The organism is Enterococcus sp. AZ167, from assembly GCF_051714025.1.
GTDB lineage: Bacteria > Bacillota > Bacilli > Lactobacillales > Enterococcaceae > Enterococcus_D > Enterococcus_D casseliflavus.
This window is the reverse complement of sequence record NZ_JBIORB010000001.1, coordinates 1,274,974-1,293,674: the sequence shown is the minus strand read 5'-3', so window position 1 is coordinate 1,293,674 and position 18,701 is coordinate 1,274,974. Positions and strand designations below refer to the sequence as shown.

11 protein-coding genes are annotated in these 18,701 nt (G+C 46.7%); 4 read left to right on the top strand and 7 right to left on the bottom strand.

The features are described from left to right. Positions 1–334 precede the first annotated feature (334 nt). Positions 335–2,986, top strand: coding sequence for a cation-translocating P-type ATPase (locus IGJ05_RS06020; RefSeq protein ID WP_016608271.1), 2,652 nt, complete (start codon positions 335–337; stop codon positions 2,984–2,986). A gap of 58 nt (positions 2,987–3,044) precedes the next feature. Here IGJ05_RS06020 and IGJ05_RS06015 read toward each other — a convergent pair whose 3' ends face one another. The 5 genes from IGJ05_RS06015 to IGJ05_RS05995 all read right to left on the bottom strand — a co-directional run bounded on the left by IGJ05_RS06015 (position 3,045) and on the right by IGJ05_RS05995 (position 10,230). Then, positions 3,045–5,183, bottom strand: coding sequence for a transglutaminase-like domain-containing protein (locus IGJ05_RS06015; RefSeq protein ID WP_375847751.1), 2,139 nt, complete (start codon positions 5,181–5,183; stop codon positions 3,045–3,047). Further along, entirely contained in the window at positions 5,180–6,223 is a 1,044-nt protein-coding gene (locus IGJ05_RS06010) for a DUF58 domain-containing protein (RefSeq protein WP_315036726.1), read from the bottom strand. Before IGJ05_RS06010 ends, IGJ05_RS06015 begins: the two co-directional genes overlap by 4 nt. A 2-nt stretch (positions 6,224–6,225) precedes the next feature. After that, positions 6,226–7,164, bottom strand: a complete 939-nt coding sequence (locus tag IGJ05_RS06005) for an AAA family ATPase (RefSeq protein WP_005225502.1) — start codon at positions 7,162–7,164, stop codon at positions 6,226–6,228. A gap of 191 nt (positions 7,165–7,355) precedes the next feature. Further along, positions 7,356–9,197 carry an FAD/NAD(P)-binding protein gene (locus IGJ05_RS06000; protein WP_315036722.1) on the bottom strand — a complete coding sequence of 614 codons (1,842 nt, stop codon included), beginning with the start codon at positions 9,195–9,197 and terminating at the stop codon, positions 7,356–7,358. Positions 9,198–9,234: 37 nt separating this feature from the next. Further along, positions 9,235–10,230: an ROK family transcriptional regulator gene (locus IGJ05_RS05995; protein WP_081116584.1), complete on the bottom strand. Its 996-nt coding sequence runs from the start codon at positions 10,228–10,230 to the stop codon at positions 9,235–9,237. Between the two features lie 172 nt (positions 10,231–10,402). On the opposite strand from IGJ05_RS05995, the gene IGJ05_RS05990 reads away from it, so the two are divergent. Next, positions 10,403–11,209 carry an HAD-IIB family hydrolase gene (locus IGJ05_RS05990; protein WP_081116585.1) on the top strand — a complete coding sequence of 269 codons (807 nt, stop codon included), beginning with the start codon at positions 10,403–10,405 and terminating at the stop codon, positions 11,207–11,209. 85 nt (positions 11,210–11,294) lie between these two features. Here the strand turns inward: IGJ05_RS05990 and IGJ05_RS05985 are convergent, their stop codons facing one another. Together IGJ05_RS05985 and IGJ05_RS05980 are read right to left on the bottom strand one after the other, a co-directional pair. Continuing rightward, positions 11,295–13,445: a GH92 family glycosyl hydrolase gene (locus IGJ05_RS05985; RefSeq protein ID WP_081116586.1), complete on the bottom strand. Its 2,151-nt coding sequence runs from the start codon at positions 13,443–13,445 to the stop codon at positions 11,295–11,297. Between the two features lie 5 nt (positions 13,446–13,450). Then, positions 13,451–14,503 (bottom strand): GntR family transcriptional regulator, encoded by a 1,053-nt coding sequence (locus IGJ05_RS05980; protein WP_010747776.1) that lies wholly within the window; start codon positions 14,501–14,503, stop codon positions 13,451–13,453. Positions 14,504–14,658: 155 nt separating this feature from the next. Between IGJ05_RS05980 and IGJ05_RS05975 the strand changes: the two genes are divergently transcribed. Both IGJ05_RS05975 and IGJ05_RS05970 read left to right on the top strand, forming a co-directional pair. Beyond that, positions 14,659–15,948, top strand: coding sequence for a glycoside hydrolase family 125 protein (locus IGJ05_RS05975; protein ID WP_081116588.1), 1,290 nt, complete (start codon positions 14,659–14,661; stop codon positions 15,946–15,948). Between the two features lie 73 nt (positions 15,949–16,021). Continuing rightward, a complete protein-coding gene (locus IGJ05_RS05970; RefSeq protein ID WP_081116589.1) occupies positions 16,022–18,700 on the top strand; it encodes an alpha-mannosidase in 2,679 nt (892 codons plus the stop codon). Position 18,701 lies beyond the last annotated feature (1 nt).

Here is an 18,701-nt window from a genome sequence, read left to right as displayed (position 1 = left end):
AACGTACAAATTTCTTTCTTCCTTAGTGTAACAGAAAAAAAGGAATGGGAACAAAAAGAATGTTTTCAAAAAATTTTCAAATTGATGTTTTATAGTTGCCAAGCACAAAAGTTTCCGTTATGATAATGATACATTCTTATTATTATTCCTTAGGGGAGTAACCGGTGGCGCAAGCTGCGATAATATCAACAGTAAGTAAGCTGGCGACAGCTTTCTGGTATTATTTGAAATGGTGAGACCTAAGACAAGCGTATACTTGTCTTAGGTCTCTTTTTTTCTAGCAGAGTGCCTAAGGAAAATAAAATTAAAAGGGGCAAAAAAATTGGCGAAAGAAATGTATCAAAAAGAAATCTCGGAAATTATGGCAGAGGTCCAGAGCAGTCCAGAGGGGTTGACGCAGCAAGAGGCAGCCAAGCGGTTAGAAAATGGCTTGAACCAGCTGAAGGAAGCACCTAAGAAATCTAGCTTTGCCTTATTCTTAGATACCTTCAAAGATGCGATGGTGATCGTCTTGCTGATCGTGGCAATCATCCAAATGGTTATGGGTGCCCACGTTGAGTCGATCGTTATCTTCGCAGTACTCTTGTTGAATTCCGTCGTCAGTGTGATTCAAACGAAAAAAGCCGAAGGGTCGTTAGACGCTTTGAAAAGCTTGTCGGCACCAGATGCTAACGTCATTCGGGATGGCAAAGAACAAAGTGTGCTGGCGAAAGAATTGGTTGTCGGCGATATCGTTATTTTAGAAGCTGGGGACTATGTACCAGCAGATGGTCGATTGATCGAAGAGGGTTCTTTGAAGGTCGATGAAGGAATGCTGACTGGGGAATCAACGCCAGCGGAAAAAGAATTAGGTGTGATCGATCGTACCGCACCGATCGGCGACCGTGACAACATGGTCTTCAGTGGAACGATCGTCACTTATGGGCGTGGCCGGTTTATCGTAACCGCGACTGGTAATGTGACGGAAATCGGTCAAGTGGCTGGCTTATTGGAAAGTACAGTTGAACACAAAACGCCATTGCAAAGAGGACTAGACAGCTTCAGTAAAAAACTGAGCTTGGCGATCTTAGTCCTTTCATTGATTATTTTAGGGGTTCAAGTCGCACGGTTGTTCTTAGGTGACGGAACAGGTGATATGACACAAGACTTAGTCAACGCCTTTATGTTTGCGGTAGCCGTAGCCGTTGCAGCGATTCCAGAAGCCTTGCAATCGATCGTGACGATCGTTCTTTCGATCGGAACAAAACAAATGGCGAAGCGTCATGCCATCATTCGAAAACTACCAGCGGTTGAAACATTGGGTTCAACGAGTATCGTTTGTACCGATAAGACCGGGACTTTGACCCAAAACAAAATGACCGTTGTTGACTACTATTTACCAAATGGGCAAACGGGCACGTTCTCCGATGAGCCAACTACCTGGACATTGCCTGAAAAACGCTTAGTAGAGATCAGTGTCTTGGCCAATGATGCTGCCATCAGTGAAGATGGGGCGAAGCTAGGAGACCCTACTGAAATTGCTTTTCTGGATTACAGTGAGAAACTAAATCAGCCTTATCGGGCAATTCGTCAACAGTTTCCTCGTTTGCAAGAATTGCCTTTCGATTCTGATCGTAAATTGATGTCTACCTTACATGAGATCGATGGCGAACATTTATTGTTGACCAAAGGTGGTCCAGACATCGTCTTTGGCCGCAGTACCAAAGTCTTGATCGATGATCAAGTCGTGCCTTTAACAGATGAAATCAAGCAGAAATTGCAGCATCAAAACGAAGAATTCTCAAAACGGGCATTACGGGTCTTGGCGTTTGCTTACCGTCCATTGACTGATGCCCAATCACGAGAATTGACACTTGAGGATGAAAACGAGTTGATTTTGGTTGGTTTGATGGCGATGATCGATCCTCCTCGTAAAGAAGTCAAACAAGCCGTAGCGGATGCTAAATCTGCTGGTATCAAAACAGTTATGATCACAGGGGACCACAAAACGACAGCCGTGGCGATTGCACAAGAGATCGGTATTTCAGCCGAGGGCGACTTAGCCTTGACTGGTACGGAATTGGATGCTCTTTCTGAAACCGAACTAGCGGATCAATTAGACAAAATCACAGTCTATGCTCGTGTTTCGCCAGAAAACAAAATCCGTATCGTGCGGGCTTGGCAAGACAAAGGCAAGATCTCTGCCATGACCGGGGATGGGGTCAATGATGCACCCGCCTTGAAACAAGCGGATATCGGGATCGCAATGGGAACCGGAACGGACGTTGCCAAAGACGCAGCGGCGATGGTCTTGACGGATGACAACTTTGCCTCGATCATTCGTGCCGTAGAAGTTGGCCGAAACGTCTTTGACAACATCAAAAAAGCTATTTCGTATTTGTTTGCTGGAAACTTAGGTGCGATCATTGCGATCGTCTTTGCCTTAGTGATGGGTTGGGACAATCCATTTACTGCCTTGCAGCTGCTCTTTATCAACCTAGTCAACGACTCATTACCAGCGATTGCTCTAGGAATGGAAAAAGCCGAACCAACGATCATGCAGCGCCAGCCAAGAGATCCAAATGCTGGTATCTTCACTGGAAAAACATTGATCTCAGTAACGTATCGTGGTATTTTGATTGCCGCTGTCGTGATTTTGGCACAATGGTTAGGAATGAACCAATCACCTGAATTAGGTGTAGCGATGGCCTTCTCAACACTTATCTGGAGCCGAACATTGCAAACATTACCAGCACGCTCAAACACTGAGACTGCTTGGCAAGCTGGCCTTTTTGCCAATAAAATGGTATGGTTGGCGATCGTCGTTTGTGGTGGACTATACAGCATTACCTTGATTCCTGGCATCCGTGAAGTCTTTGCGATTCCAGCAACCTTCACTTTAGGACATGTCGGTCTATGTATCGCAATGGCTGCTGTGGCAGTTGTTTTGATGGAAATTACGAAACTGATTATTATTGCCGTTCAAAAACGTCAAGGAAACGCCTAAAGCAAAAAACGTATCGATCGTTTGATCGATACGTTTTTTTGTCGTTTATCCTCACTGCTTAGTTGATTTTTTTCAGCTGACTGATTTGGGCAGCGACTTGCTTCAAGAAGGCTTCTTGACCAGCCGGCTGTTCTTGGCTGTAAAGGTAGGCTTCGTATTGCTGCGTCAAGCGGATAAAATCACCATGGAACAGTGGATAGAATGCTTCGAGTCGTTGGGCATAATCGATCAACGGCTCCGCCTCGTTACGGTACAGAACTTTCGTCGTTTGCCGCAAAAACAAAGGATAGGCAGCAACTAGCGGCTGTTTGTTAAAGCGGCAGATCAACCATAAATGAATACGGAAAAACGAATGGCGGAAATAGAAAAGCAGGCCAAGTCCTAGGATAGCTAAGCCTCCAAAGAAGCCATTGCGCAGCGTTTGTTTCAACTCCTCAGTCAACCAAACGTCATCGGTAACCGCGGCTGTTGCAGAACTGCTGGTCGTGGTTTCGCTGCTTTCTGTTTCCCTGCTGCTCGATGGTGTTGTTTCGCTGCTAGCGGTCGGTGTTTCTTCGGAGCTAGTAGATTCTTGAGTCAACACGGGACGATCTGGATTTTGGAAACTAGGGGTCGGTTCAAAAGGTACCCAACCGTAGCCGCCAAAGTAGACTTCCACCCATGAGTGGGCATTCAAGTTGCGAACGGTATAGGTAGTAATGCCGTTTTCTGTTGCAGGAGATCCAGGAGAAAAGCCTTTTGCCCAGCGAGCAGGGATCTCTAAACTCCGTAGTAGCACGACCATTGCTGTGGAAAAATTGTCGCAGTAGCCGACTTGTGATTCAAATAAAAATTGATCAACATAATCTTGCTCTTCTGCAGGCACGACGGCATCGGTTTTGGAATAGCGGAATACGAGCGGATCTTTCACATAGCTTTCAACCGCCGTGACTTGATCAAACAGACTGTTGCTGTCAGCGGTGATCTCAGCTGCGAGATCTCGTACCCGCTGCGGCAAAGAATCGGGTAACTGGATATAATCGATCGGAGAATCCGGATAGATCAAAGGCAGATTTTGGAGATTTTCTGCGGCAAAATCTGGATGGTCCCAATCGAGGGTCAAGGTGGTGTCTGGGAGTGGATCAATGAGATCGACCCGCTGGATGGCGTCGCTGATCTGAAAACCGCGAGCACCGTTTTCAAGGGACAACGTGCTGCGTCCATAGGGCAATGGGACATAGTCTCCATGGTTTTGAAATTGGACCCGAACAGACTCGTTCTCAAGATAGGCTTGCTGATAGCTTTGATCCGCGATCGTGACGGCCTCTGCTTCTAAGCGAGCCTCTTCGCGGCTCGTACTGATCCAGCCCTTACCAGAATAAAAATCTTTGCTTTCCACCCGCCAGTAATGCGGGGTTTCTTGTTGCGCTTCAAATAAAATCGTCGCATCATCCAGTAGTGGTCCGCCTAATTGACGGTCGTTTTCACTGAATCCAGTGCGAGAGCCGCTGGGCGTGCCATGTTCTTCAATAAATTGATAAAAACCCAGCTGATTCAGATTTGTCCGTATAGGCGTGGAACGGGCTGCCAACTGTTCCCGCAGGCTCGTTTGCGGCAAGTAGACAGCAGTGACGGCTAATCCACCAATCAATAGCATCACAGCGAACCAGGGAGCGATCGTTTGACTGGATTGAAAGACGCTGCGCTGGATCAGTGAAGAAGCCAAGGCACAAAGAAAAATACCCATCAAATGCCACGTCAGATCAAATTGATTAAAAATCACGACTGTTAGCAAGTAGCCGATCATGGTAGCGTAAATCAAGAAAAAGCGTTGATAAGCGATCGGTAAGATCGCTAAAAACAAAACCCAACTAACGATCAATGTCACCGCCGCCAGTTCGGTGATATAGCCGACTTCACCGCTGAGGATTTCTTGAAAGGCACGGTGCAGGTCTATCCAAAAACGCAGCAGCCAATCAAAAGAAAAGGCAGTCCCATAAGGAAAGATCCGATACAAGACGATCAGCCAAGCGGCTGCCAGCAAAGGCAAACTGTAATGGACTTTCGGCACCACGGTCAAAATCAAACAGACACTAAAGGCATAAGTTAAAAGGGTGAACTGATTGCCAAGGTCATAAACTGCGATAAACGGCAAGATCACCAGTGATAGACTGAGAAAGGTCAGAAGACCAATCAGCGCTTTCTTAATAAATCTCATCCTACCGCCTCCTCAAGTTTATTCAACTGCCTCATTAAATCAGCGTAGGTAAACACTTGGCAGCTGTTTTTTGCTTCCAACTGACTGAGGTAGTCTTCCAGTTGTGGGGTAAAAACCGGGGTAATGAAGACAAGATGGCTACCAGTCAAAAGCGGTACCCCTTCAGGAACTTTCTCGAAGGGAAGGATCTGGGCATAGGCAGCGGCATCCGTTTGGTAAGGAGAAGTCAATCCGTCACCAATCAAGAGCGGCTGAAAAAGTCGTTGATTTTGCGAGAAATGGTGGATCGAATAAAACAGTGTCAAAGTCTCTTCAAAAGCAGGATGATCTTCTCCCCAAAAGAGCAGAACGATGTCTTGTTCTTCTTCATGTTCTCGTTCGCGATAGATCAATTCCTGTTGTTTGCTGGATAATTTCCAATCGATATTTTTTAAGGAATCCCCTAACTGGTATTGACGGAACTGTCGAATAGAAAAATTGGGTTCTCTGTGGGTTTGGCTGCGGACTTGCTGTTTAAAAAATGGCAGCAGGGTAACGGCTTCTGGCGCCAATTTAGGCAGGATCAAAATCGATTGTTTCGCAACTGCAGCGTAGCTTTTTTCAAAAAAGCCAAAGAGATCATGGCTGTACAATTGAACGGGCAATTCTTCATAGATGCCTCGCTCCTTTGGGGTCCAAGGCAGCTGCAGCCGAATCAGATTGCCTCGATAAAAGGCGCTGTGATGACTTTCCTTGAAACGATCGTCAAACTGTAAGGTGAAATCGACCAGCGGCAGCAGCGTCGGGCGATACTTGAAGACTTGCAGCGGTAAGGTGATCGCTGTGTGTGTTTCAGCTTGGATCGATTCTTCTAAAATGATTTGAACCTTCTTGAGGGAGGGGAGCAAGAATACTGCATCAAGCAACAATAACAAAGTCAGTAAAAACCAAAGGCTCCAGCCAGCATTATTATTGAAGATCCCACAGTAAGCCAGCAGCAGAAAATAGGCAGCGCTAAACAACAGGAGGCGCAGCAGGCGTTCAAGCTTCTTTTTCTTCATCGCTATCTCCTCGTTGGGACAGGCACTCGTTGGATCATCTGTTTCATCAAGTCTGAAAGGGTCTCCGTGCTGGCATGAACGCCACCTTTCAGTAATAAACGATGACCGAAGACTGCTGGTAAAATTCGCTGCAAGTCTTGCGGCGTGACAAAGGTCCGACCTTCCGTCAATGCTAACGCTTTGGCCCCTTTTAAGAAGGCGATCCCACCACGAGGGCTGATACCAAGGTCAATGGCATTATGCTGACGGCTCGCTTGAACCAGCTGCAATGCGTAACGGGCGACCCGCTCATCGACATACACGTCATCGACCATCGCTTTTAAAGCGGTCACTTCATCAGCATGTAAAATGGTTTGGATCTGATCCAAGCTTTGCTGTCGTTTTCCAGTCAAGAGGGCGAGCTCATCTTGAAAATCTGGGTAACCGATATGCAGGCGGAACAAAAAACGATCCAATTGGGCTTCAGGCAAAGGATACGTTCCTTCATACTCGATTGGATTTTGCGTGGCTAAAACAAAAAAGTGGGGACTCAATGGGTACGTTTGATTGTCGATGGTGACATGATTTTCTGACATGGCTTCTAAGAGTGAGGCTTGCGTCCTTGGTGTGGTTCGGTTGATCTCATCTGCCAAGAGGACGGAGGTGAAGATCGGGCCAGGACGAAACTCGAACTGGTGGCTTTGGGAATTAAAAATCGACACACCTAACACATCGTTAGGTAAAAGGTCTGGGGTAAACTGTACCCGTTTGTAGTCACTTTGAATGGCTTTGGCTAACGATTTGACCAACATCGTTTTCCCAACACCAGGGATATCTTCGAATAAAACGTGTCCGCCAGCAAGCAGCGCAGCCACGGTAAATTGGATCACATCTCGTTTGCCTAAAATCACTTTTTCCACTTCTGCGATCAAGGCATCTATTTTTTGTAATTCAGCGGTCATCTGATAACCTCCCTACGTTCGTTTCTTCCATTGTAACGGTTTTCTAGGACTGTCGCAATTTTCGTGTAACAATTAAAGAAAATTTCAAGAATATTCAAAAAAGAGAAATCCTTTCTGCGGATTTGCGAAAGAAAAACAAAAAACTTCCGAAGCGTTTCCTCGGAAGTTTGCGTTTGATAGAACAGAAGCGACTAGAAGGTGTGGTGCAAGAGGTCAGCGGCGATCTGGTCCGCCTGCCGTAAATTCCAAGCATCGGTTCCTGGCTGAGCAGTGGCAGCCGTCAGCCAGTGGATGCCTTCTGTGGGAATCCCAAAACAATAGAGGGTAGGGTAAGGGCGGTCATCTGGTCCAAGGATCTGATTGGTCTCAGGATCGATGGCGATCGCACCCGTCTCAAAAGGCACCTCATTGGGGATCGCCAACTGGTGCGGGTGAATAATCCGATCGTTTAGCAGTTGCCGCAACAAGGAATTGTTGGTTCGACGAATCGCTGTCGATGGAATGCGAGCCTCAATTAGTTGCATCGCGTGATAGCGTGTGTCGTCAAATCGCTTTGAATACGTACAGTAAGCCTCCTCGATCTCAACAGTCATGTCAGGACCTAGTAAGGTCACCACTCCCGCTTCCATCAATGCCACCAGTTCCTGAAGGCGCCTAACTGGTGGACCGATCGATAAAAAGCTGTTCAAGGGAACGAAAGACTGCCAAAAGAGTGTTTTCAAGTCTTGTACTGGCATTAGCTGATGATCGAGAACAAACCGAATCGGGTCCCGCAGGTCTTTGAAGACTTCCAAGGCACTGCTGATAGGTCCTGTTAGATTGCCTTTTTCGGCATCTTGGATTTGGGTACGTAATAGTGCAATGAAAAAGTCTTGCAACGACTGTTGCTTTTTCTGAGCAAAGGGGTCGGCTAATTGTTGCCATGACCACCACTCCGTCGTAGGAAGCTGCCATTTTTTCAGCAAGTCTTCAGATCCTTCAGAGGCAACAAAGGCGGCGGTAAAAGCGGCAAGCTGATCTTTGTCCAGCAGCTGTTTTTCTAAAAGCAGCGTCTGATAATAGACGAGTTCTGCCTCTTTTTTTAAATAGAAGAGCAGGGTCTTGCCAGCAACCGTTTTGGCTGCTTGCCAAGCAGCGAGGCGTTCAGGGGTCAAAAAAACGGGCTTTCGCTGCTGCGTCGGTGTTTTTTGATTGCGGCCACGAGGATGATACGGGACACCCCGACGAGAACCTACGATGATTTGTGGTTCTTCACCAGAAGGTTGATAGACGAGGGATCCATTGACTTTGACGAAGGTGCCGCCCCGACCGCTGGTCAAGCGGGTGACGTAATCGTAAAAGGCAAGTCCTAGTCCCCGTAAAATTACAGGTTCGCCAGCTTTCACCGCCGTTAGATCCGTATCTGCCGCATTGGCTGGTGGTGCATAAAACCAGCCATTATTTTCTGCGGCCGCCGCCAATCGTTGTTCTGCTGCTGACAGTTGGGCTTGCGAATGGCCTGTAGCTAAGACGACGGCATCAACAAGAAATGTGTGGTGAGCCGTCGTCAACTGGTAGCGATTTTTGGAAAGAGGGGTCAAGGAGCTGACACTGTCTGACAGATGGTTGACGGTAATGGATTCAGGCAGCTCTTTTAATAGCTGCTGATAAAACCACTGCTGATAGAGGCCATATAACGCCCGCGAGCAATGCCCGTTAGGATCAAGTGAATCAAGTGCTGTGCATTCCGCAACGAGCTCAGGGGCATGCGTGGCTGCGAAATGTTTCCCTTCTGTCACTGCCCATTCGTATAAGGTAGGTCCTTTGACCACGGGACCGCCGGTGCTTAATGTGTCATCCGTGAAAAGGGTGACTTGACTGGTTACAGAATTCAATAGCAGATCCGCCGATTGGTCCGTGCGCCAAACTGCCCCAGGAAGAAAGGGATCAAACAGCAGCAAGTCGATGGCTTGTTTGTTTTGTTTGCTATGAGCGATCAGTCGTTCTGAAAGTGAAAGTCCACGAGGACCAGCACCAATGATAGCTATTTTCATATCACACCGCCTCAATTATTCTATGGTCTTTGTGTCATCAACGGGCTAAGTCAAAAGGTGTCTTGCGGAAAATCAGCCAGTGCATGCCTAGCACCATGGCTTCCTCGATAGCATCGATATAATGGAAAGCAGGCTGATTGGGTTGTTGCTGCAGTAATGGATTTTTTTGGATCGCGTCTAAGAGATCGGTTTTTACTGCATCACTGCTGGCTAAAATGATACAGTGGGGGGCAAAAGCTGCATTGTAAAATGGCAGTAAGCTTGTCAGGCGCTGAACCAAAGCCGTGCGGTCTTGCGGTGCCCCTTGATCCAAGTAGCCGGGCAAAAATTTTGCCTCTCCCGCTAGGGCATCTTTTCCTTCTAAAAGCGCACCATTGACCAGGAGCGTGATACCAGGCATGCTTTTTTCGGGATTGTACATGCCGACGATGGTTTGCTGCAAGGAGATCTGTTGGGCGATGCAATAGCCGATCGTTAAAATATGGGCATCGTTTTGACAGTAGAAGGGCAGTGCAGTGACCTCTGCCACGAGGGCTGCCAGCTGCCAGCCATTAAATTTTTCATACCAGCTGGAAGTCACGGTTCCTCCACTGATTTTTCCTGGTAAAAAGAGGGCGATCTGTTCCACAGAGGGAAATAATGCTAGCTCGTTCGTTACACATTCTTGAAAGCGATGAGGGGCAACATCAGGAAAGGGCTGGTCGTGTTTTGCCAAAACCTTTCCCTTGCGGTCGATCAGCATGGACCAAAGAGCCAAGGAACCATCGTGATCGATAAAACTAAGCAAAAGAGAATGGCCTCGGTCTTGGTTTAGCTGATAGGTCACGGCAGGCCGCCCTAGCTCTTTTTGCTCCAGCGGACCTTTAGTGATTTCCCCCTCTGCCAACAATTCTTTTAATAATGAGTTAATGGTGACCATGCTGATGCCGGTTTTTTTTACTAAATCGGAGGCGAATAATGCCCCGTTTTGAAATAAGGTTTTTAAAACCAGCTGTTTGTTTTGCTGGCGAATGGAATGGGTGGTAGAAGCCATAGGTGTTCTCCTTAATGAAGTGATTTAATTAAGTATACCGACGGGATGGAACGATGTAAAGTTTTTAAAAGACTGACTTGACGGAAAACTTGAAAATAAGTATACTTAATTAACAATGTTAATTAAGTGATTCGCCATAAAGAGGACACGAGGTAGAGGGGAAGAGAAACGTATGATCAAATTAGTCATCACAGATTTAGACGGCACATTTTTGAACAGCCAAGGCAGTTTTGATCGGCCTTATTATGAACAAGTCAGCCAACAAATGAAAGAAGCGGGTGTTGCTTTTGCTGCGTGTACCGGCAAACAGTGTGAACGAGTGGAAGAACTGTTTGGTGAAGCAGCAGCGGATGTTTGGATTCTTGGGGATAGCGCGACCCGCATCAAACATCAAGGCGAATACATCTTTGAATCACTGCTGCCAAACGAATTAGGGCGGCGGATCATTGCGAAGCTCGCTGCGATTGCGCAAGATCATGTGATCATCGCCTGTACACCGACTGCGGCGTACATTGCGGAAACGACCAATGAAGCAGATGCCCAGAAAGTTCGCGGCTCTTATCGGGTGGTCAAAACGGTGGCGGATTATCAAACCATCACCGAAGATTTTGTGAAGCTCACTATTTTTGATCCCAAACTACGTTGCTTTGAGCATGTCCAACAGTTAGGCGAGTTTACAAACGACGCCTACATCGTGGCTTCGGAAGTCGCTTGGATCGATATCACCAATCAAGGCGTCCACAAAGGAACGACTGTGGCACACTTGCAAGAATTGCTGCACGTCACACCAGAAGAGACAATGGTTTTCGGCGATGGCTTGAACGATTTGGAGTTGATGGCAGCTGGCACGTTTAGTTTCGCCATGAGCAATGCCTTTGAGGAAGTCAAGACAGCCGCAGCGTTTGTGACCAAGTCAAACGATGAAAATGGCGTGCTGAAAACCATCGAACGTCTGTTACCGCTACAAATGAACCAATAAAAAAACCGCTCCCTAGCAGGGATAGCACGTACTTTCATTTGACTGAAAGTAGAGTGCTGCCTGTTGCTAAGGAGCGGTTTTTTCGTTATGCATGTGGTTGACTGACGCTATAAGGATAGGCATCGGCTGACCACTCTTTGCTGCGAGGGACGATACCTAGCTGGAAGTTCAATGTACCACCGGCAGTCAATTCTTGGTGGGTGAAAAACAATCGCTCGAAGGGTTCTTCGTTCAATGTGATTTTATCCACGAAGAGCTGTTGCGGCGCATTGGGCGTGCTCTTGATCACTAAGTCTTTGCCTGAAGCAAGATGTAGTGTTGCTTGATCAAATAATGGCATGCCGATGACATATTCCCCCGTCCCTGGTGTGACTGGATAAAAGCCCAAGGAGTTGAAAATGTACCAACCAGCCATGCTACCGTTGTCTTCATCGCCAGGAAAGCCTTTGGGCGAGTCATTGAAGCATTGTGTCAATAGCTGCTTGATCAAGGGCTGTGCCATTTCTGGTTTGCCCAAATAGCTGAATAGATACGGATAGTGGAAGCTTGGCTGATTGGAGATCGCCAGCTGACCAAAATCGAGTGCGGCCATCTCACTCATTTCATGGATCTCAAAGCCGTAGCCTTCTGTCGTATAGCGAGGTTCTTGATTGCACAAGTCGATCAGTTTTGCTTCAAAGGCCGCTTTGCCGCCATGTTCGGCGATCAAGCCAGCGAAATCATGGTAAACAGCAAAACTGCTTTGCCACGCACTGCCTTCTGCATAATCTAAGCCCCAGCGTATGTCACTGAATTCTGGACGAAAGGCACCATCGGGATCTTTTGCCCGCATAAAGCCAGTTTCCTGATCGAAAATGTTGCGGTAGTTTTGCGATTGCTGCTGATAATAGTCTGCTTGCTCGTCACCCAGCTGTTGCGCGACTTGTGAAATACAAAAATCACTGTAACAATAATCAAGGGTGTGATTGACCGATTCATGATGCGTCAATGGCACATACCCATAAGTCAAATAGTCCGTCGTGCCGCGCCGACCATAATTGGGATTTTCACTTTGGACGGTGGCGCCTTTTTTCATCGCTGCTAAAAATTCGGGCATCAAATCAGGACGAATGCCTTTTACTGCGGCATCAGCGATCACGGCATCGATCAGCGTCCCTGGCATCAATCCACGCTCATCTGGCGATAGCCATTTTGGTAAAAAGCCGCTTTCGCGATAACTGTTCAAAAAGCCTTCCAGCATGTCTTCCAATTGTTCGACAGCCAAGAGTGAAAAGAGCGGGTAGACAGTTTTATACGTATCCCAAAAGCCGTTGTTTGTATACAGTGGTCCTGGTTTGATTGCTTTTGCCAAGGTATCCCAATGCATTTTGCGGCCCTCTTGATCGATTTCGAAGAAGGTTTGAGGAAACAAGAATAAGCGATAAAAATTATGATAAAAAGTAGAAACTTGTGTTTGATCGTGATGCTCAATCTCGATTTTTTGCAAAAAATGATTCCATTGCTGTTGGACAGAAGCCAGATAATCGGCAGGAGCCCATTGCTGTTCCCGTTGCAAGTTCAAACAAGCTTGTTCGCGACTGAGAAACGAGGTCGCAAAACGGATCGTTTGTGTTTGGCAAGCCCCAAAGCGGAGAACGACGAAGGCTTCTTTGCCTGTCAAGGCACCTTCGATCGCCGTGATGGGTGTTTCAAAACGATAGACGAAATGGAAGGTGAAGCGTTCATCTTCGCACCCTGAAAATACGATCAGTTGACCAGCCACTGTTTGTTCATCCAACTGTTCTAAGACATAGTCACCCGGCAGTGACAAGCCAAGACCTGGCTGATCCCCGCAGTTTTCAATAGTCAGCACACCGCCATACATACTGGGGATCAAAGTCGTTGTTGTTAAATACCGCTGCGTCTTGATTTTAAGAAAGGCTGGATTAAAGGTGCTTTCTTCGGGACGATACGAGCTTTGCGCATGGAAAAGGGTATTTTCAGAAAGCGTGCCGTTTATCGGCAGCATCGTCAGATGGCTGAAATCTCCCATCCATGGGCTAGGCTGATGGGTGATGCGAAAGCCCTGAAAGGTTCGATCTTCTGGATGAAACCACCAACTGCCGCGTTGATCGCTGGTTTGCGGGGCAAAGTAGTTCATGCCAAAAGGAACCCCTGTATAAGGCAGGCAGTTGCCGTGGGAAAAACTATATTGGTTGTCTGTTCCGTGTCGTGTGTCGATCATTGATACGTTCACTTGGTTCACTCCTTTAATTGGGTTGATTCTCTTTTGATCAAAGAAACCGCCACTAGATGGGTGGTCGTCTCCGTTGGTACTGGGGTTGCTGCCTTCGCAGCGTTGATTTTCTCAATCACTTGGTTTCCTGCCAAGCGCCCCATCTCGGCAAAATTCTGCCCGATAGTCGTTAGTGCTGGATCAACGAGGGCTGCGGCTTGGATATTATCGAAACCAACTAGGGAAATGTTGGCAGGGACGTGCAAATCTGCTTGGCGCAAAGCACGCATCAATTCAATGGCGATCAAGTCATTTTCACAGACGGCTGCCGTGACCTGATGTTCTTCCAAGTAGGCAAGCGCATTTGCGATGCTGGCAGCCGTGTCGTCGAGCTTGGTGCGAAAGGTTCTTTGGGCTTTTTTCAGCGCATCGATGTAACCTAGATAACGCTGACGGACGGATTGCGGATGATGGGTATCACCAAAAATATAAGCGATCCGGTGATGCCCCAACGCAAGTAAATGCTCTGTGGCTAGCTGTCCACCTTGAAAGTTATCTGGCATCACCGCTGGAAAATTAAACTCATGCAGCTTTTTATCTAAGGTCACGATAGGAAAGTGCTTTTCAGCACATTCGAACAGCAAGTCATAGTAAGAAAACGTATTGCTGGCGTAATAGATCAGGCCGTCGAATTCTTGCATCAGCTCAGCTGCCGTCGTTTTTTCCAAATAATCCACTGGTGTCATCAAAAGTTCAAAGCCGTGTTCTTGCATCACGGGGTAAATGCCTTCGGTAAAGTTTCCTAAAGAGAGATCATTGGCAAAGGGCAAGACAAACAAAATTCGTCCAGTCGCTTTTTTTTCCTTCAATTCTCGGACAAAGCTGCCGCTGCCTTGCACGCGATAGATCAGCTGATTTTGTTCCAGTTCCGTCAAGGCTCTTTTAGAGGTGATCCGACTGACTTGGTATTGTTCAGATAGTTCTTTTTCAGTAGGGACACGACTGCCAGGCGCTAATCGCCCTTCAACGATGGCTTCGTGAAGCTCCGCGTAAATTTTTTTATATAATGGTTGTTTCATAAGAAAACCCCTTTTGATATATCATATTTGTTAGCATACCATAAACCAATAAAAATGAAAACCCTTTAATTATTTTGAAAAAGCGCTAGACATTCAACTAATTCATGATATACTAGGTTCGTAAATTGATATATCAAATCAGGGAAGGTGATGGAATGGTTTATAAAGAAATACCAACTTCAGTAACAACATTTATGGAAACGATTACGGATCTATGCGGAGAAACGCATGCCGATTGGGCGAAAAATTTTAACGCAGCCTTTGCCAATACACTATTAACGACGGTCAAGCGTCATGAGGATGGCACGACCTTTTTACTGACGGGGGATATTCCAGCCATGTGGCTGCGAGATTCCACTGCACAAGTTCGTCCGTATTTGGTGATCGCTAAAGAAGATGAAGACTTAGCAAGCATGATCAGCGGGTTAGTTAAAAAGCAATTCTACTATATTACGATCGATCCTTACGCAAATGCCTTTAACGAATCAGCCAATGGCGCTGGCCACCAAACAGACGATACTGAAATGAACGATTGGATCTGGGAACGCAAATATGAGATCGACTCTCTATGCTATCCGATCCAACTGGCCTATCTGCTATATAAAAACACAGGCAGAACCGATCAGTTCAATGATGATTTTGTAACGGGCATCAAAAAAGCCTTGGAGGTGTTTGTGACAGAACAAAATCATGAGGAATCTCCATATCGCTTTGAACGGGATACCTGGCGAAAAGAAGATACCTTGACTCATGGCGGCAAAGGCGCACCAGTGAAACCTGTCGGCTTGACTTGGTCAGGCTTTCGACCAAGTGATGATGCCTGCAAATACGGCTATTTGATTCCCTCCAATATGTTTGCGGTGGTGGTCTTAGGCTATATCCAAGAAATCTTTACGACGGTTTTAGAAGATGCAGCGATCGTGGCACAAGCGAAAAAATTGCAAGCAGATATCGAAGCAGGGATTAAAGCATATGGGTTGACCACGAACCAAGCTGGCGAAGAAGTCTACGCCTATGAAGTGGATGGATTCGGCAATGGCACCCTGATGGATGACAGCAATGTGCCGAATTTGATTGCCGCCCCTTACTTGGGGTATGGCAGCATGGAAGATCCCCTTTATCTTCAAACCCGTAAAACGTTGTTGAGCAGTGAAAATCCGTATTTCTATGAAGGGAAATACGCCAAAGGCATTGGTAGCTCTCATACGCCAGAAAATTATGTGTGGCCGATCGCCATGGCAATGGAAGGGATGACCACCACTGACAAAGAAGAAAAGAAACGAATTTTGGATCAGTTAGTGGCGACAGATGCGGGTACAAATTTGATGCATGAAGGGTTCGATGTCGATGATCCTTCGCAATACACGAGAGAATGGTTCTCGTGGGCGAACATGATGTTTTGTGAATTGGTTATGGATTATTTCGATATCCGAGTGGAAAAATAAGCAGCACGACCCACCACCATTCGAGTGACACAAAAAGCAGTCCAACGACGCAAACAGCGAGGAGTAAAAATCAATGAAGAAACAAGTTTATATCATCTCACACAGCCACTGGGATCGGGAATGGTACATGCCTTACGAACAGCATCACATGCGGCTAGTGGAATTGATGGATGATCTTTTAGAATTAATTGAAAATGACCCTGAGTTCCACAGCTTCCATCTAGATGGACAGACGATCATCTTGGATGACTATTTAGAAGTGCGGCCTGAAAAACGCGAGGCGGTCAAAGCGGCCATCAAACAAGGGAAATTACAGATCGGTCCGTTTTATATTTTGCAAGATGACTTTTTGATCAGTGCCGAATCAAACACCCGTAATATGCTGATTGGAATGGCAGAAAGCAAAAAGTGGGGCACCCCCGTTATGTTGGGGTATTTCCCAGATACCTTCGGCAATATGGGACAAACTCCGCAAATGATGCTACAAGCCAATCTTGAAAGTGCTGCATTTGGGCGTGGCGTCAAACCGATCGGCTTTGACAACGAAGTTTTACCCGATGATCAATTTACTTCCCAATATTCTGAAATGCATTGGGAAGGTCCAGATGGCAGTCAAATCTTTGGTCTACTTTTTGCCAACTGGTACTCCAATGGCAATGAGATTCCAGTGGATAAAGCAGAAGCCAAAGCTTTTTGGACACAAAAACTGCAAGATGTAGAAAAATTTGGAGCCACCAATCATTACTTAATGATGAATGGGGTCGATCATCAACCTGTCCAAAAAGATATTTCGGCAGCGATTCGTACAGCCAACGAGCTTTTCCCAGAGTATGAATTCAAACACGCCAGCTTTACCGAATACCTTGAAGCGGTGCAAGCAGATCTGCCAGATGACCTAGGAACTGTCACAGGTGAATTGACCAGTCAAGAAACCGATGGTTGGTATACTCTAGCCAATACCGCCTCTTCCCGAGTTTATCTAAAACAATGGAATACAAAGGTTTCCCGCCAATTAGAAAATGTTGCGGAGCCATTAGCAACTATGGCTTATGAAGCAAGCGGCAGCTATCCTCACGATATGTTGGATCATGCGTGGAAAACCCTGATGCAAAATCATCCTCACGACAGTATCTGCGGCTGTTCAGTGGACGAAGTACACCGAGAAATGATGCCGCGCTTTGAAAAAGCCAATGAAATCGGCAAGTTCGTGGCAGATGAAGCGTTACGCAATTTAGTAGCCGCCATCGACACGAGCCAGTTTCCTGAGGAGAGTCGCCCTTTCGTGGTCTTCAACACCACTGGCAGCACCCGTTCTGGTTTAGTGGAATTCGTGATCGAACTTGAGCGTAAAACATTCCGTGAAGGATTGCCAAGCAAGCTTTACCACGAATTGTTGGCGAAGCCAAAAGGTTCTTATTCGGTGATCGATGAAGAGGGGAACCCTGTTGCTGCGATCATTAGTGAAGAAGAGGTTCTTTTTGACTATGAATTGCCTAAAGATGCTTTTCGGATTCCTTTCATGAAACGCTTTGTCAAGGTCCAAGTTGAAGCAAATCAGTTGCCAGAATTTTCATGGCAGACCTTTGCCCTAGTAGAAAAAGCCGCTACGCCAGTAGAGAGCGCCCCGATCGTTTCAGAAGGAGGGCGCAAACTTGCCAATGCACATTTGGAAGCCGTCATTACTGAAAACGGCAGCTTGACGATTACAGACAAAGTAACCCAAAAAACGTATCGCAATTTACTGGTTTTCGAGGATGTGGGGGATATCGCCAATGAGTACATCTTCAAACAACCAGAAGGGGATCAAGCAATCTTATCGACACAATTTCCGCATCACGTGACGATCGAACAAAACGATCCACTGGTGGGGATCGTGCGACTGACGCAAGAATTGCAGATTCCCGTTTCAGCAGATGACCGTTTGTTAGAAGAACAAAAAGCTGTCGTCGATTTCCGTTTCCGTAAGGCACAGCGGAGTCAAGAATTGGTTGCTTTCAAGATCGAGACGGAGATCCGTTTAGAACGAACCAGCAACCGCCTGGCATTTAAAACCACCGTCAACAACCAAAGCAAAGATCACCGACTGCGAGTGTTATTCCCAACAGGGATCATCACGGATTTCCATGAAGCTGACAGCATTTATGAAGTCGTAAAACGGCCGAATCAGGTTTCCAGTCATTGGGAAAACCCAACAAATCCGCAGCATCAGCACGCCTTTGTCAACTTGCATGATGAAACTGGCGGCATGACGGTTTCTAATTTTGGTTTGAACGAATATGAAATCGTGAAGGATCAGATCTGCTTGACCTTGTTGCGCTGTACGGGAGAGCTAGGCGATTGGGGCTACTTCCCAACACCAGAAGCGCAATGCTTAGGCAGCCACACCTTTGAATACGGTGTAGCCTTTCATGGGGCTCCTGAAGAACGTTATGAAACGTATCGCCAAGCACAAGCTGCCCAAGTTCCTTGGACGGCAAGTCAGACCGACAAGCATCAAGGCAAGCTAGCCAGCAGCAACCAATACATGGAAGCTCATGGAACGACGGTAGCTATCACCGCTTTAAAACGCAATCGCCAAGACCAGCAGATCGTTTTGCGGGGCTATAATTTGGCGGATCGAGCCACTGCCTTTCACGTGCAAAAAGAGCAGGCGACGCTCTGTCTGTTGAACCTTTTAGAGGAAGAACAAGCATCGACCGTCAATCAGCAATTACACCCATATGAAATTCGTACCATTGGAGTAAAGGAGTGAG

Bases quoted from the DNA above. Each gene is read 5' to 3' on its own strand.
- IGJ05_RS05970 (WP_081116589.1), top strand. From the start codon at position 16,022: ATGAAGAAACAAGTTTATATCATCTCACACAGCCACTGGGATCGGGAA.
- IGJ05_RS06005 (WP_005225502.1), bottom strand. From the start codon at position 7,164: ATGACCGCTGAATTACAAAAAATAGATGCCTTGATCGCAGAAGTGGAA.
- IGJ05_RS05980 (WP_010747776.1), bottom strand. From the start codon at position 14,503: ATGAAACAACCATTATATAAAAAAATTTACGCGGAGCTTCACGAAGCC.
- IGJ05_RS05995 (WP_081116584.1), bottom strand. From the start codon at position 10,230: ATGGCTTCTACCACCCATTCCATTCGCCAGCAAAACAAACAGCTGGTT.
- IGJ05_RS05990 (WP_081116585.1), top strand. From the start codon at position 10,403: ATGATCAAATTAGTCATCACAGATTTAGACGGCACATTTTTGAACAGC.
- IGJ05_RS06000 (WP_315036722.1), bottom strand. From the start codon at position 9,197: ATGAAAATAGCTATCATTGGTGCTGGTCCTCGTGGACTTTCACTTTCA.
- IGJ05_RS06015 (WP_375847751.1), bottom strand. From the start codon at position 5,183: ATGAGATTTATTAAGAAAGCGCTGATTGGTCTTCTGACCTTTCTCAGT.
- IGJ05_RS06020 (WP_016608271.1), top strand. From the start codon at position 335: ATGTATCAAAAAGAAATCTCGGAAATTATGGCAGAGGTCCAGAGCAGT.
- IGJ05_RS05975 (WP_081116588.1), top strand. From the start codon at position 14,659: ATGGTTTATAAAGAAATACCAACTTCAGTAACAACATTTATGGAAACG.
- IGJ05_RS06010 (WP_315036726.1), bottom strand. From the start codon at position 6,223: ATGAAGAAAAAGAAGCTTGAACGCCTGCTGCGCCTCCTGTTGTTTAGC.